The sequence below is a fragment of the Aeromicrobium terrae genome (assembly GCF_008039565.1).
Classification (GTDB): domain Bacteria; phylum Actinomycetota; class Actinomycetes; order Propionibacteriales; family Nocardioidaceae; genus Aeromicrobium; species Aeromicrobium terrae.
In genome coordinates, this window is record NZ_VDUX01000002.1 from 236,044 (window position 1) to 248,862 (window position 12,819).

Annotated in this window: 14 protein-coding genes and 1 tRNA gene; 10 read left to right on the forward strand and 5 right to left on the reverse strand. The window is 70.5% G+C overall.

The features are described 5' to 3' along the window. Nucleotides 1–2 precede the first annotated feature (2 nt). Together FHP06_RS04690 and FHP06_RS04695 are read left to right on the forward strand one after the other, a co-directional pair. The gene (locus FHP06_RS04690; protein ID WP_147684282.1) at nt 3–452 is read left to right on the forward strand and encodes a hypothetical protein; all 450 of its coding nucleotides are present in this window, start codon (nt 3–5) and stop codon (nt 450–452) included. Continuing rightward, nucleotides 449–2,713, forward strand: a complete 2,265-nt coding sequence (locus FHP06_RS04695; protein ID WP_147684284.1) for an FdhF/YdeP family oxidoreductase — start codon at nt 449–451, stop codon at nt 2,711–2,713. Before FHP06_RS04690 ends, FHP06_RS04695 begins: the two co-directional genes overlap by 4 nt. 48 nt (nt 2,714–2,761) lie before the next feature. On the opposite strand, the gene FHP06_RS15895 is transcribed toward FHP06_RS04695, so the two are convergent. Beyond that, entirely contained in the window at nt 2,762–4,000 is a 1,239-nt protein-coding gene (locus FHP06_RS15895; RefSeq protein WP_187271779.1) for an LPXTG cell wall anchor domain-containing protein, read from the reverse strand. A 489-nt stretch (nt 4,001–4,489) separates the two neighbouring features. On the opposite strand from FHP06_RS15895, the gene FHP06_RS04705 reads away from it, so the two are divergent. Further along, nucleotides 4,490–5,539, forward strand: a complete 1,050-nt coding sequence (locus FHP06_RS04705; protein ID WP_147684286.1) for an HpcH/HpaI aldolase/citrate lyase family protein — start codon at nt 4,490–4,492, stop codon at nt 5,537–5,539. Then, the gene (locus FHP06_RS04710) at nt 5,539–6,414 is read left to right on the forward strand and encodes an HpcH/HpaI aldolase/citrate lyase family protein (RefSeq protein WP_147684288.1); all 876 of its coding nucleotides are present in this window, start codon (nt 5,539–5,541) and stop codon (nt 6,412–6,414) included. Before FHP06_RS04705 ends, FHP06_RS04710 begins: the two co-directional genes overlap by 1 nt. 28 nt (nt 6,415–6,442) lie before the next feature. Here the strand turns inward: FHP06_RS04710 and FHP06_RS04715 are convergent, their stop codons facing one another. The 3 genes from FHP06_RS04715 to FHP06_RS04725 all read right to left on the reverse strand — a co-directional run bounded on the left by FHP06_RS04715 (nt 6,443) and on the right by FHP06_RS04725 (nt 8,493). Next, nucleotides 6,443–6,703: a hypothetical protein gene (locus tag FHP06_RS04715; protein WP_147684290.1), complete on the reverse strand. Its 261-nt coding sequence runs from the start codon at nt 6,701–6,703 to the stop codon at nt 6,443–6,445. Nucleotides 6,704–7,157: 454 nt separating this feature from the next. Beyond that, nucleotides 7,158–8,243, reverse strand: a complete 1,086-nt coding sequence (locus FHP06_RS04720; RefSeq protein ID WP_269140120.1) for an FUSC family protein — start codon at nt 8,241–8,243, stop codon at nt 7,158–7,160. A gap of 1 nt (nt 8,244) precedes the next feature. Then, a complete protein-coding gene (locus FHP06_RS04725) occupies nt 8,245–8,493 on the reverse strand; it encodes a DUF3618 domain-containing protein (protein ID WP_147684294.1) in 249 nt (82 codons plus the stop codon). Between the two features lie 48 nt (nt 8,494–8,541). Between FHP06_RS04725 and bcp the strand changes: the two genes are divergently transcribed. The 6 genes from bcp to FHP06_RS04755 all read left to right on the forward strand — a co-directional run bounded on the left by bcp (nt 8,542) and on the right by FHP06_RS04755 (nt 12,362). Then, complete coding sequence (bcp, locus tag FHP06_RS04730; RefSeq protein WP_147684296.1) at nt 8,542–9,018, forward strand: thioredoxin-dependent thiol peroxidase; 477 nt, start codon at nt 8,542–8,544, stop codon at nt 9,016–9,018. 30 nt (nt 9,019–9,048) lie between these two features. Continuing rightward, the gene (locus FHP06_RS04735) at nt 9,049–9,417 is read left to right on the forward strand and encodes a VOC family protein (RefSeq protein ID WP_147684298.1); all 369 of its coding nucleotides are present in this window, start codon (nt 9,049–9,051) and stop codon (nt 9,415–9,417) included. A 104-nt stretch (nt 9,418–9,521) separates the two neighbouring features. Beyond that, nucleotides 9,522–9,606 (forward strand) — tRNA-Leu (locus FHP06_RS04740). 16 nt (nt 9,607–9,622) lie between these two features. Further along, nucleotides 9,623–10,252, forward strand: a complete 630-nt coding sequence (locus tag FHP06_RS04745) for a LysE family translocator (RefSeq protein WP_147684300.1) — start codon at nt 9,623–9,625, stop codon at nt 10,250–10,252. 29 nt (nt 10,253–10,281) lie between these two features. Continuing rightward, on the forward strand, nt 10,282–11,556 hold the full coding sequence (locus tag FHP06_RS04750; RefSeq protein WP_147684302.1) for a DUF4032 domain-containing protein: 1,275 nt from the start codon (nt 10,282–10,284) through the stop codon (nt 11,554–11,556). Then, on the forward strand, nt 11,553–12,362 hold the full coding sequence (locus tag FHP06_RS04755) for a carbohydrate kinase family protein (protein ID WP_147684303.1): 810 nt from the start codon (nt 11,553–11,555) through the stop codon (nt 12,360–12,362). Before FHP06_RS04750 ends, FHP06_RS04755 begins: the two co-directional genes overlap by 4 nt. Here FHP06_RS04755 and FHP06_RS04760 read toward each other — a convergent pair. Further along, the gene (locus tag FHP06_RS04760) at nt 12,359–12,784 is read right to left on the reverse strand and encodes an SRPBCC family protein (protein WP_147684305.1); all 426 of its coding nucleotides are present in this window, start codon (nt 12,782–12,784) and stop codon (nt 12,359–12,361) included. The genes FHP06_RS04755 and FHP06_RS04760 overlap by 4 nt on opposite strands. Nucleotides 12,785–12,819 lie beyond the last annotated feature (35 nt).

Consider the following 12,819-nt stretch of genomic DNA (forward strand, 5'->3'; position numbering starts at 1 on the left):
GCATGACCCAGCTGGACGTCGTCGCCGAGCTCGCGAAGAAGTCCGGGCTGCTCTGGATCCGCCATGACGACCGCACGTACCCGGTGTGGCACGAGTGGATCGCAGACGAGGACGGCGGTGGGGCGGTCTGCGTCGTGGGCGACGGCGGCGAGCAGCCCCTGCCTCCTGTGGCCGACGGCGGGGTCGTGACCCTGCTGCTCCGCGCGAAGTCCGACCGGCACCTCGTGGCGTCGGTCGACGCCACGGTCGAGCAGATCTCCCCTGACGACGACCGCTGGCCGGCGATCACCGACACCTTGAAGTCCGGCCGACTGAACCTCCCCGACTCCGACAACGCGGTCGAGCGCTGGGCCCGGGAGTCACGCGTCCTGCGCATGGTCCCGCGGGAGCCGGTCGCCCTCGCGAGCGAGATGGCGACCGACCGGGCGCGGACCTACCCTCGACTCGCATGACCGAGATCCATCGCCCGAAGACCGCCGCGGCCGGGGTCACGGGTGTCCGGGTGGCTCTCCAACGGTCGCTCTCGAGCATGGGGATCTCCCGTTCTGCCCGAACCCTGCTGCGCGTCAACCAGATCGACGGCTTCGACTGCATGAGCTGCGCGTGGCCCGACCCGGACCCGGAGCACCGGCACACCGCGGAGTTCTGCGAGAACGGCGCGAAGGCCGTCGCCGAGGAGGCCACCAAGCGGCGGGCGACTCCGGACTTCTTCGCCCGGCACTCGATCGCCGAGCTCGACGGGCACGACGAGCGCTGGCTCGGCGAGCAGGGCCGCATCACCCAGCCGATGGTGAAGCGACCGGGCGGCTCGCACTACGAGCCGATCGAGTGGGACGCCGCGTTCACGCTGATCGGCGAGCACCTGAACCGACTCGGGTCCCCGGACGAGGCGATCTTCTACACCTCCGGGCGCACCTCCAACGAGGCCGCGTTCGTCTACCAGCTGTTCGTCCGCGCCTTCGGCACCAACAACCTGCCCGACTGCTCGAACATGTGCCACGAGTCCACGAGCATCGCGCTCGCGGAGTCCATCGGCATCGGCAAGGGCAGCGTCAGCCTGCGCGACGTCTACGACGCGCAGTGCATCGTGATCGCCGGCCAGAACCCGGGCACCAACCACCCGCGGATGCTGCAGGCGCTGGAGACCGGAAAGCGCCGCGGCGCGAAGATCATCGCGATCAACCCCCTCCGCGAGGCCGGACTCGTCAACTTCCGCAACCCGCAGAAGCCGCGCGGTGTGGTGGGCAAGGGCACCGACCTCGCCGACCTGCACCTGCCGATCCGCGTGAACGGCGACCTCGCCCTGTTCCAAGCCATCGGCTCGCTCCTCGTCGAGTGGGACGCGCTCGACCACGACTTCATCGAGGCTCACACGCACGGGTTCGAGGCCTGGGCGGAGCACGTCCGGAACGTCGACCGGCTCGTCGTCGAGCAGGCCACCGGCCTCACCTGGGCGCAGATCACCGAGGCGGCCCGCATGATCGCCGCCTCCGACGCCACGATCTACTGCTGGGCCATGGGGCTCACGCAGCACCGCAACGCCGTGGCCACCATCAAGGAGGTCGCGAACGTCGCGCTCGTCCGCGGCGACATCGGCAAGCGAGGCGCGGGCCTGTGCCCGGTGCGCGGCCACTCGAACGTGCAGGGCGACCGGACGATGGGCATCTGGGAGCGCCCGCCTGACCACTTCCTTGACGCCCTCCAGGCCGAGTTCGGCTTCGACCCGCCCCGCGAGCACGGCTTCGACACCGTCGATGCGATCCGCGCCCTGCGCGACGGACGGGCGTCCGTGTTCGTCGGGCTCGGCGGCAACTTCATCCACGCCGCGCCGGACACCCCGGTCACGCGTCGTGCGCTGGAGTCGGCCGCCCTCACGGTGCAGATCTCGACGAAGCTCAACCGCTCGCACCTCTCCTGCGGCGACACCGCCCTGATCCTCCCGACGCTCGGTCGCACCGAGAAGGACGTGCAGGCGAGCGGCGAGCAGTTCGTCTCCGTCGAGGACTCGATGTCCGCGGTGCACGCGTCGCGGGGCCCGCTCGCCCCGGCCAGTCCGTACCTGCGCTCGGAGGTCGCGATCGTGACCGGCATCGCGCACGCCACCCTCGGCGACCGTCACGGGATCGACTGGCCCTCGTTCGCTGCCGACTACTCGCGCATCCGCGGGCACATCTCGCGCGTGGTGCGGGGCTGCGACGACTACGAGACCAAGGTCGACCGTCCGGGCGGGTTCGTCCTGCCGCACCCGCCCCGCGACAGGCGCGAGTTCCCCACCGACAGCGGCAAGGCGGAGATCGCGGTCTCTCCCATCGACGTCGTGCAGGTGCCCGACGGCCACCTCCTGCTGCAGACGCTGCGCAGCCACGACCAGTTCAACACCACGATCTACGGCGACAGCGACCGCTACCGGGGCATCGAGAACGCCCGCAACGTCGTGCTCGTCCACCCGGACGACATCGCCGCGCTCGGCCTCGTGGCCGACCAGCCCGTCGACCTCACCACCCGCTGGGAGGACGACGACGTCCAGCGGGTGGTCCGCGACTTCCGTGTCGTCCCGTACGAGACCCCGCGCGGAACCGCGGCCGCGTACTACCCCGAGGCCAACCCGCTCGTGCCGCTCGACTCCACGGCCGTCGGCAGCAACTGTCCGGCGTCGAAGTCCGTGGTCATCCGCGTGCTGCCGGCCGGCGAGGTCGACCGTCCGGGGGCATGAAGAAGGGGAGCCGGCCGAGTCCGACTCCCCTCCTTCAGATCCCTTTCCTTACGAGCGCTTGCCCGTCAGGATCCAGGCCCAGCCCTGGCGCCGGCTCTTGCCGCGGTGCGACTTCAGCTCACGCGTGGTCAGCACCTCCTGCGTCCAGGTCATCGGCGCCGGCGACGGAGCGCCGACCGGACCGGAGCCGGCAAGACCGAGCGAGGCGCGGGCGCTGAGGAGCAGCACACCGCCGACGGTCAGACCGGCGCCCATGAGGAGGATCCACGGCGAGCTGCCGCCCGTGTTCGGCAGGACGGCCTCGTCCTCCGGCTCGATGCAGTCGGCTGCCGACCCGGCGTCACCAACCACCTCGTGGACGGCGTCCGGACCGAACTCGAAACCGTCCTTCGGGGTGAACACCAGGTCCCACGGACCGTTCTGGCCGTCGCCCTCGACGAACTCCCACGTGTAGCCACCGTCACCGGCGAGCGGGACGATGCGCGTGGTGTCGTCGGCATTGACGTCGACGAGGTCGCCGGTGCAGCGGTCGGTCAGCACGAACGACGGGTTCGTCGGATCGCAGCGACCACCGTCGATGTCCGGATCCACCACGACCTCCCAGGTCCAGTCGCCAGGGGCCAGGACGAAGCCCGGCAGCGCGACGGCGGTGATGTCGTACGTGTCAGCTCCGTGGAACGGCGGATCGATGACGTAGTCCACACCGGGGACGTTCGGGATGTTGAGCGTGCCGTCCTCGGTGCACGTCGGCGGGTTGGCCGTCGGCTCGAGCGGCGTCACGGTGGTCACCTCGACGTCGGTCAGGTTGCAGCCGTTCTCCCAGATCGCGATGCCGGCGTCGTTCCAGTTCAGACCACCGAAGCCGAGGTCCGGGATCGGCGGGATGATGTCGCCCCAGTCGTCACCCTGCACCATGGAGTCGTCGAACACCGGGCCGGTGTGGCCGGCGTGACCATGAAGGTCGCCCTCAGCAGCCGGGCGGTTCTGGACGTACGGGTTCTTGACGGCCGAGGTCGCGTGACAGATCGTCACCTTCTCCTTCGGCGCGGCAGGCTTGGCGATCGCAGCCTTCGCCTCGGGGGCGGGTGCCTCCTCGGCCGGAGCAGCCTCCTCAGCCGGAGCAGCCTCCTCAGCCGGAGCAGCCTCCTCAGCCGGAGCGGCCTCCTCAGCCGGAGCGGCCTCCTCGGCCGGAGCAGCTTCCTCGGCAGGTGCCTCAGTCGTGGTCTCAGCCGACGTGGTGACGGTGTCACCGGCGGCGGCGTCCTCAGCGCTGGCGGGAGCGGCCATGAAGGCGCTGCCGGCAACGATGGCGAGGACTAGAAGAATCCTTTTCATCGCGATCTCTCTTTCTCGGGAAGTGATGCGGAACGGGACCACTGATCGGTCCCCCTGGTGATCAGTGGTCGGTCGCGCACCTCGATCCCGCCTGCGACGCGGCCGGTGTGCGGACAGCACGAAGCGGGTGACGAGCCTCGAGCTCGCCACCTGCGGCACCGCGGTTACGTCGGCGGTACGACGGGGACCTGAGTCGCACGGACCCTCTCCTGTCGGTCCCTCCCACGGAGAATCGTATTGATCCAGGTAGACCGCGCACCATAGACAGCAAGGACGAGCAGGAAATGGTCCTAAAGAACTAGTTTTGAGCCTCTGACCAGCGCAAACTCGATGCTTGACGCAACGACGTCGAGTGCGGAAGGCGGCCAGCGCACCCGTCCCACACGCCCCGCTGGTCCACCTCTGTGGGGCGCCGGGAACCAGGCTCGACATACTGGGGGAATGCGACCCCCTCGTACGTTCCTCCGTCCGCTGGCCGTCGGGGCTCCGGCGCCGGTCACCGAGATCCCGGTGAAGCCGTCCCGGATGATCCACTTCTTCGACCCGAGCAACGAGAAGATGGCGGCCAAGGTGCCGGACATCGCCGCGAAGGTGGACATCATCCTCGGCAACCTCGAGGACGCCATCAAGACGGAGATGAAGGAGGCCGCGCGACAGGGCCTCGTCGACATCGCGAAGAAGACCGACTTCGGCGAGACGCAGCTCTGGACCCGCGTCAACAGCCTCGACTCCCCCTGGGTGCTCGACGACCTCACCACCCTGGTCACCGAGATCGGCGACAAGCTCGACGTCATCATGGTGCCGAAGGTCGAGGGCGCCCAGGACATCCACTACGTCGACCGGCTGCTCGCCCAGCTCGAGGCGCGTGCCGGCCTCGACCGCCCGATTCTCGTCCACGCGATCCTGGAGACCGCGCAGGGCATGGTGAACGTGGAGGAGATCGCCGGCGCCAGCCCGCGCATGCAGGGCCTGTCGCTCGGCCCGGCCGACCTCGCTGCCAGCCGCCGCATGAAGACGACGCGCGTCGGCGGCGGCCATCCCGGCTACCTCGTGCGCACCGACCCGGTGTCCGACGACCTCACCGAGGGCCGCACCACCGCTCAGCAGGACCTGTGGCACTACACGATCGCGCGGATGGTCGACGCGTGCGCGGCGCACGACATCCTCCCCTTCTACGGGCCCTTCGGTGACATCAAGGACGTCGTCGCCTGCGAGGATCAGTTCCGCAACGCGTATCTCCTCGGCTGCGTGGGCGCCTGGAGCCTCCACCCCGTGCAGATCGACATCGCCAAGAAGGTCTTCTCCCCCGACCCCGCCGACGTCGCGCACGCCAAGCGCGTCGTCGAGGCCATGGGCGACGGCTCCGGCGCCGTGATGATCGACGGGAAGATGGAGGACGACGCCTCCTGCAAGCAGTGCCTGGTCATGCTCGACCTCGCCAAGGCGCTGGCCGAGCGCGACCCCGAGCTTGCGGAAGCGTACGACCTCTGATGGCTGAGCAGACGCTGCGACCGCGCCGCTCGGTCCTCTACATGCCGGGCGCCAACGAGCGCGCCCTCGAGAAGGCCAAGGGCATCGACGCCGACGCGCTCATCCTCGACCTCGAGGACGCCGTCGCTCCGGAGTCCAAGGCCGAGGCGCGCGACCGCGTGTGCGCCGCCGTCCAGTCCGGCGAGTACGGGCACCGCGAGCTCGCGATCCGCGTCAACAGCATCGGCACCGAGTGGCACGAGGCGGACATCGCCGCCGCGGCCGCCGCCGGACCGGACGCCGTGCTCGTCCCGAAGGTCGGTTCCGCCGAGGAGGTGCGCACCCTGGTCGGCGCGCTCGAGTCGGCCGGCGCCCCGGACCACACCCAGCTCTGGGCGATGGTCGAGACCCCAGCGGGCCTGCTGCACGTCGAGGAGATCGCCGCCGCGCACGAGCGGCTGACCGTGCTCGTCATGGGCACCAACGACGTCGTGAACGAGACGTACGGGCTGCACGTCCCGGGCCGCAACCCGCTCGTGCTGACGTCGCTCTCGCTATGCCTGCTCGCCGCTCGGGCCGCGGGCAAGGTCATCATCGACGGCGTCTACAACGACGTGAAGGACCTCGAGGGCTTCGAGGCCGAGGCCCGGCAGGGCCGCGAGATGGGCTTCGACGGCAAGACCCTCATCCACCCGAGCCAGGTCGAGCCGGCGAACGTCGCGTTCGCACCGTCGGCCGAGGACGTCGAGCACGCCCAGCAGATGATCGCCACCTTCGAGGAGGCGAAGGCCGCGGGCCAGGGCGTCGTGACGTTCAACGGCCGCATGGTGGAGGAGCTGCACGTGCGCGATGCACGCCGCATCCTCGCCTTCCACGAGGCCATCACGAGCCGCTGACCCGCGGCCCTTCTATCCATTGAGAGGTTCAGCGACTGAACCACATGCCGTTCCGCTCATTGATCACCGCGCGCTTGCGCGCCTGCGCCTTACGACGCTGACGGACACGCTCGAGGAGCACAGCGCGGTCGATCTCACTCGTGTCATCCCAGGCGCGCTTGCCGCGGACCCGGCGGGACTCGAAGATGGCCACTGCCTTCACCCCCTTCCCGTCGTCCGTAGCGGTGCTCGGGGTCGGTTTCGTGGGGTTCTGTGCGGGCATGAGTCGTAGATCGGTGTTCGTGGTCATGGCGCGCCTCCTTTCTGGTTGGGGGATGGATGGACAAACAAAAACGCTCCGGAATCGGGTTCCGGAGCGTTGGGTCGACGAGCGACGAGAGGTTACGTCGAGGTCGGAGCTCCGGAGGTGGAACCGGCGGTGAGCATGGCGTCGCCACGGTCCGTGATGACGGCCGGGACGAACAGCGTGATGTTCTGCATGGGTCCACCTCCTTCGATGTGTTCTCGCCCCGAGCGGGGCGAAGTGCTGACGTTAGCGCAGGTCGGCACCCCTTGTCGATGCGACGGGCCGACGAGCGCGACTCTCGGTGGTCGAGTGCCTCGCGAGCCCCAGCGAGTGAGGTGTATCGAGACCACGACTGAAGCGAGCCTCATGCCCCACCGGGTCTCGATACGCCGGGCGGCTTCGCCGCAACGCACTCGACCTGGCCGGACGCTCGCGCGCAGAGCGCGCTCGGTCCGTCTCAAAAGTCAAGGCGCTCGTCGATCTCGTCGCGGGTGTAGCCGCTGGCGTAGAGCAGGTCGGCGGCGAGCGAGCGGACCTGGGCGGCGATGGCGGCGCTGTTCATCGTGACGGCTTCGGGCAGCGCGAGCGACGCCATGCGGGCGGCCTGCACGAGCTCGTTGCGGGCCTCCTCGAAGTCGTCCTGCTCGGAGAGGTCGTCGGCGAAGACCTCCACCGCGGCGGCCAGGGCGTCGACCGCCAGCGCCATGTCGGGCGAGATGGCCTCGCGGTGCCGCAGCAGCGCCGACGTCTTGCGCGCCAGGACGCGCGCGTCGCGCACGGCGTTGTCGACGTCGAGCACCGCTGAGGCGTAAAGCTCCACGTGCTGACGTTGTCGCCAGCGGATCGGGGACATCCTCGCCACCTCGGCGGCGTTCTGCGTCGTCGAGCGCATCGAGTCGACCATGTGCTGCATGCCCCGGGCACTCGCCAGTGCGCGGTCGGCCTGGGTGCTGTCGTCCTCGCGCAGCCCCGACGCCACGAGGGTGAGCACTGCCGCCAGCCGGGTGAGGATGCCCTGGACCTCGCGGTCGATGTCGCGCACCGGGTGACGCGGGATGGCCAGCACGCACAGCAGTCCGACCAGCCCGCCGACGAGCGCGTCGCTGAACCGCGTGACGGCCGGGTTGCCCGATCCGGGCGGCGGCAGGACCGCGGTCAGCAGCACCGAGGATGTCGCCGCCTGGGTCAGGGCGATGCCGGTGAGTCCGAGGATCGTGCTGATCGCGACCGCGAGAACGACGACGAGCGCGATCTGCCAGGCGCCGCGACCGATGGCGAGGATGAGCAGCTCGCCCACGAGCACGCCGGTGGCGACGCCGATGACCAGCTCGATGACAGTACGGAGGCGTGCGCCGCCGCCGGCCATGAGCGTGATGATCGCGGCGATGGGCGCGAAGAAGGCCTGCCGGTGGTCGAGGGCGTCGGTGGCCACCAGATAGGCCACGGCCGGCCCGATCGCGAGGCGGAGCAGCAGGCGCCAGCGGCGTCGCAGGATCTGCCAGCGGTCCGCCAGCGAGACCTCGGGCGCACGCAGGCGGGCCAGGTCAGCGCACCAGACGACGGAGGATGACGATCGCGGTGACCACCGCGGCGGCGCCGGCCACCACGGGCACGACCGTTTCGAGCCGCACGGAGCCCTGCTCGTCGACGAACCGGCCCTTGACCGACGCCAGGCCACGGCGCGCGATGCTCTTGGGATGAGCGCGGTCGACCAGGGCGTCGACGGTGTCGGCGAGGTGGAGCCGGGTCTCCTCGATCTCACGGACGAGTCGGGTCGTGTCGGCCTTGGCCACGGGATGCCTCGCTCTTCTCGGGTGGACGTCTACGTCAGGATAGGGCCCATGACGACGCGACTGCAGCCCGGAGACCCCGCACCCGACTTCACCCTGCCCACCGACACCGGCGAGACCGTCACCCTCTCCGACCTGCGAGGGCGCCGCGTCATCGTCTACTTCTACCCGGCCGCCCTCACCCCGGGCTGCACGAAGCAGGCGTGCGACTTCAGCGACAACCTCGACGCGCTCAAGGCCGAGGGCTACACCGTCCTCGGCATCTCTCCGGACCAGCCGGAGAAGCTCGCGAAGTTCCGTGAGAAGGAGGGCCTGACCATCACGCTGCTCTCCGACGTCGACAAGGAGGCGCTCCTCGCCTACGGCGCGTTCGGCGAGAAGAAGCTGTACGGCAAGGTCGTCGAGGGCGTGCTCCGCTCGACGTTCGTCGTCGACCCGGACGGCAAGATCGAGGTCGCGCAGTACAACGTCAAGGCCACCGGCCACGTCGCCAAGCTGCGCCGGGACCTGGGGCTCGACGCGGCCTGAACTGTCACCGCACGCGGCTAGCGTCGGGACATGGACTACAAGCTCGAAGTCGTCTTCGTCCCGGTCAGTGACGTCGACCGCGCCAAGGAGTTCTACGTCGACAAGGTCGGCTTCAACGCCGATCACGACCAGAGCCCGGGCGGCGGGATCCGGTTCGTCCAGTGCACCCCGCCGGGCTCGGCCTGCTCCATCGCGTTCGGCACCGGCCTCGCCGACGCCGTCCCCGGCAGCATCCGCGGCCTGATGCTCGTCGTCGACGACGCCGACGCCGCCCGCGCCGACCTCGCCTCCCGTGGTGTCGAGGTCAGCGAGGTCGACGAGCAGGCGTGGGGCCGGTTCGTGTACTTCGCCGATCCCGACGGGAACACCTGGAACGTGCAGGAGCTGCCCAAGAGGTGACTTGCTCGTCTGCCGCTTCTGCGGCCGGCGACTCCCGCTTCGGCCGGGCTGGGTGACGGAGACACAACCTCGCGCTGGGTTCCCTTAGTCTTCGTGGAGTACGGGCCGAAGTGGTGGAACTGGCAGACACGCGGCGTTTAGGTCGCCGTGCCCTCGGGCGTGCGGGTTCGAGTCCCGCCTTCGGCACCACGAGTAGGCTTTTTCCGTGGTCAGTCTCGGAGCCGTCGTCGGGGTCGCGCTCATCGCGCTCGGCCTCGTGCTGACGCCCGGGCCCAACATGATCTACCTTGTCAGCCGGTCCCTGTCGCAGGGCCGGGCCGCCGGGCTCGTCTCGCTGGCCGGTGTCGCGTGCGGCTTCCTCGTGTACCTGGTCGCGACGTCCATCGGGCTGGCGGCGCTGTTCGCCGCGGTCCCGGCCCTGTTCGTGATCGTCAAGCTCGCCGGCGCCGCCTACCTGCTGTACCTCGCGTGGAGCATCGTCCGGCCTGGCGGCCGCAACGTCTTCGCCGGCGACCACGACCAGCCCGGGCACTCGACGCGCCGGCTGTTCTCCATGGGCCTGGCCACCTGCCTGCTGAACCCGAAGATCGCGCTGATGTACGCCGCGCTGCTGCCCCAGTTCGTCGACCCGTCGGCCGGGCCCACGGCGGTGCAGCTGCTCCAGCTCGGCCTCGTCCAGGTGGTTGTCGCGGTCACCGTGAACGCCGCCTGGGTCGTGGCCGCGGCGTGGGTGGCGGCTCTCCTCCACGAGCGGCCGGTGGCCCAGCGGATCCAGCGGTGGATCACCGCCTCGGTGCTCGGCGGGTTCGCGGTGCACCTCGGCACGACCTCCTGACCAGGCGCGAGCGCGTCTAGGCTGGCGGCATGGTCCAGGCCACGCCGGAGATCCTGCTGCGGGCGCCGAGCCCGGACCTGCTCTCGCTGCCGTGGGACCTGCCGCTGGCGGACTGGACGATCGTCGAGGCGCCGTTGCGCGACGTCTCCGTCGGTCCGAGCCGACACCTGGTCAAGTTCGTCGAGGCCGACGGGAAGCTGTGGGCCGTCAAGGAGCTGTCGCCACGGCTTGCCCGCAAGGAGTACGAGGTCTTGCGGAGGCTCGAGGACATGGACCTGCCCGCCGTCCGCCCGGCCGGGCTCGTGATCCAGGCCGACCGCGAGACGGCACTCCTCGTCACGCGCTTCCTGGAGTCGTCCTGGCAGTACCGCCGCCTGTTCATGCGGCTGCCGCCCGACCAGCCGAAGCACCGCGAGCGACTGCTCGATGCGATGGCGGGACTGCTCGTCGAGCTGCACCGCCACGGCGTCTTCTGGGGCGACTGCTCCCTGGCCAACACGCTGTTCTCCCGTGACGGGCAGATCCTGCAGGCCTGGCTCGTGGATGCGGAGACCAGCGAGATCCACCCGCGGCTGACCGACGGCCAGCGCCAGCACGACCTCGAGATCCTCACCGAGAACGTCGCGATGGGCATGATCGACCTCGCGGCCCGGCTCGAGCGGGACCCCGAGATGAACACCACCCTCGTCGCCGAGGCGCAGGGCATCGCCGACCGCTACACGCAGCTGTGGGAGCTGCTGAACTCCGAGCCCACCTTCGCCTACGACGACCGCTACCGGATCGAAGGCGCCGTGCGTCAGCTCAACGAGCTGGGCTTCATCGTCGACGAGGTGGCGTTGGAGCCCGTCGACGGCCAGGAGATCCGGCTGCACGTCGCCGTCGGCGGCCGCGGCTACCACTCCCGGCACCTGCGCGAGCTCACCGGACTCGCCGTCGGCGAGGGCCAGGCCCGACCGCTGCTCGCCGACCTGCACGCCTACCAGGGCCACATCAGCCGCGAGTCCGGCGAGGACGTCAGCGAGGAGGACGCCGCGGCCCGCTGGCTGGTCGAGGTCCTGCGGCCCAACATGCGCCGCGCCCACGCCGAGATCGGCGAGGTCGGGACGGCGGTCCAGGCCTACTGCGACCTGCTCGAGGTGCGCTGGCTGCTCAGCGAGGAGGCCGGCGAGGACGTCGGGTTCGACGCCGCGCTCTCCGCCCTCGGCCAGAAGGCGCCCACCCACTCCGCCGCGACGATGAGCGTCGCCGACGCACCCACCGGGACGTTCCCGGCCATCACCGACGACGAGGAGGACCCGGCATGATCCTGGTGATCGGCGAGGCGCTCGTCGACGTGGTGGACGGCGTGCCGCACCCCGGGGGCAGTCCGACGAACGTCGCGGTCGGACTCGGCCGGCTCGGGCTCGACGTCACGCTCGTCGCGACCCTCGGTGACGACGAGCACGGCTCCCTGCTGCGCCGCCACGTCGAGGCGGCCGGTGTGACCGTGCAGGCCACCGCGGCGGACCGCACGTCCAGCGCGATCGCCAGCATCGGGCCGGACGGCGCCGCCACCTACGAGTTCGACATCGCCTGGGATCCCGGGCGGATCGACGTCCCGCCGGGCGTGACCGCCGTGCACGTCGGGTCCATCGGGGCGGTGCTCGAGCCCGGGGCGGCGGCGGTCGAGAAGCTCGTGCTCGACCTGCCGTCCGCGACCCGGGTGTCGCTCGACCCGAACGTCCGGCCCGCGCTCGTGGCGGACCGGGCCGAGGCGGTGGCGCGGCTCGACCGGCTCGCCGCGCGCGCCGACGTCGTGAAGGTCAGCGACGAGGACCTCGCCTGGTGGCACCCGGACACGTCCGAGGACGAGCTGGTGGAGCGCTGGCTCGCCGGCACGACGTCGCTGGTGGCCGTCACGCGCGGCTCGGCCGGCGCCACGCTCGTCACGGCGGAGGAACGCCTGGACGTCCCGCCGGAGCCGGTCACGGTCGTCGACACCGTCGGCGCCGGCGACGCGTTCATGGCCGGGCTGCTCGGCGCGCTGGAGCGCGGCGAGCGGACCGTGGCTGAGATCGGCGTGGCGGCCGCACACTCGGCCGCGCTCGCCGTCGGGCGTGCCGGACCTTAAGGAACGAGCTTGCCGATGTTCTTGCCGAGCTGCATCGTCAGCACCTTGCCGACGATCGGGGCCAGGCCGGGCACCTTGGCGTCGAAGCCGATCCGGTAGTCGAGGACCGTGCCGCCGTCGGCGGTCGGCGTCAGGCGCTGCACGCCCCAGTGGCCGGTGAGCGGCGTGCCCTTGCTGACCTTGTACTCGATCAGCGTGTTCGGCTCGGCCGCCGTGACGGTCTCCTCGAACGCCGGCAGCGGGCCGATCTTGAGCCGCCGCGTGGTGCCGGGGCCGTTGCGCGACGTGTCGCCGTCGCAGACCCGGGTGATCTTGCAGCCGAGGACCGGGCCGAGGTTCTCGTGCTCGGCGAGGGCCTCGAAGACCGTGGCGGGGTCGGAACGGAACGTGTGGGTGACGTGGACGCGCTGGGGGGCTGCCATGGTCGGGGAGTCTAGGGGATGGGCTGGCTACGCTG

Excerpts from the sequence above, each read along its gene's own strand:
- FHP06_RS04735 (WP_147684298.1), top strand. The coding sequence starts at position 9,049 with ATGGACTACAAGCTCGAAGTCGTCTTCGTCCCGGTCAGTGACGTCGAC.
- bcp (WP_147684296.1), top strand. The coding sequence starts at position 8,542 with ATGACGACGCGACTGCAGCCCGGAGACCCCGCACCCGACTTCACCCTG.
- FHP06_RS04715 (WP_147684290.1), bottom strand. The coding sequence starts at position 6,703 with ATGACCACGAACACCGATCTACGACTCATGCCCGCACAGAACCCCACG.
- FHP06_RS04690 (WP_147684282.1), top strand. The coding sequence starts at position 3 with ATGACCCAGCTGGACGTCGTCGCCGAGCTCGCGAAGAAGTCCGGGCTG.
- FHP06_RS04755 (WP_147684303.1), top strand. The coding sequence starts at position 11,553 with ATGATCCTGGTGATCGGCGAGGCGCTCGTCGACGTGGTGGACGGCGTG.
- FHP06_RS04750 (WP_147684302.1), top strand. The coding sequence starts at position 10,282 with ATGGTCCAGGCCACGCCGGAGATCCTGCTGCGGGCGCCGAGCCCGGAC.
- FHP06_RS04705 (WP_147684286.1), top strand. The coding sequence starts at position 4,490 with ATGCGACCCCCTCGTACGTTCCTCCGTCCGCTGGCCGTCGGGGCTCCG.
- FHP06_RS04760 (WP_147684305.1), bottom strand. The coding sequence starts at position 12,784 with ATGGCAGCCCCCCAGCGCGTCCACGTCACCCACACGTTCCGTTCCGAC.
- FHP06_RS15895 (WP_187271779.1), bottom strand. The coding sequence starts at position 4,000 with ATGGCCGCTCCCGCCAGCGCTGAGGACGCCGCCGCCGGTGACACCGTC.
- FHP06_RS04695 (WP_147684284.1), top strand. The coding sequence starts at position 449 with ATGACCGAGATCCATCGCCCGAAGACCGCCGCGGCCGGGGTCACGGGT.
- FHP06_RS04710 (WP_147684288.1), top strand. The coding sequence starts at position 5,539 with ATGGCTGAGCAGACGCTGCGACCGCGCCGCTCGGTCCTCTACATGCCG.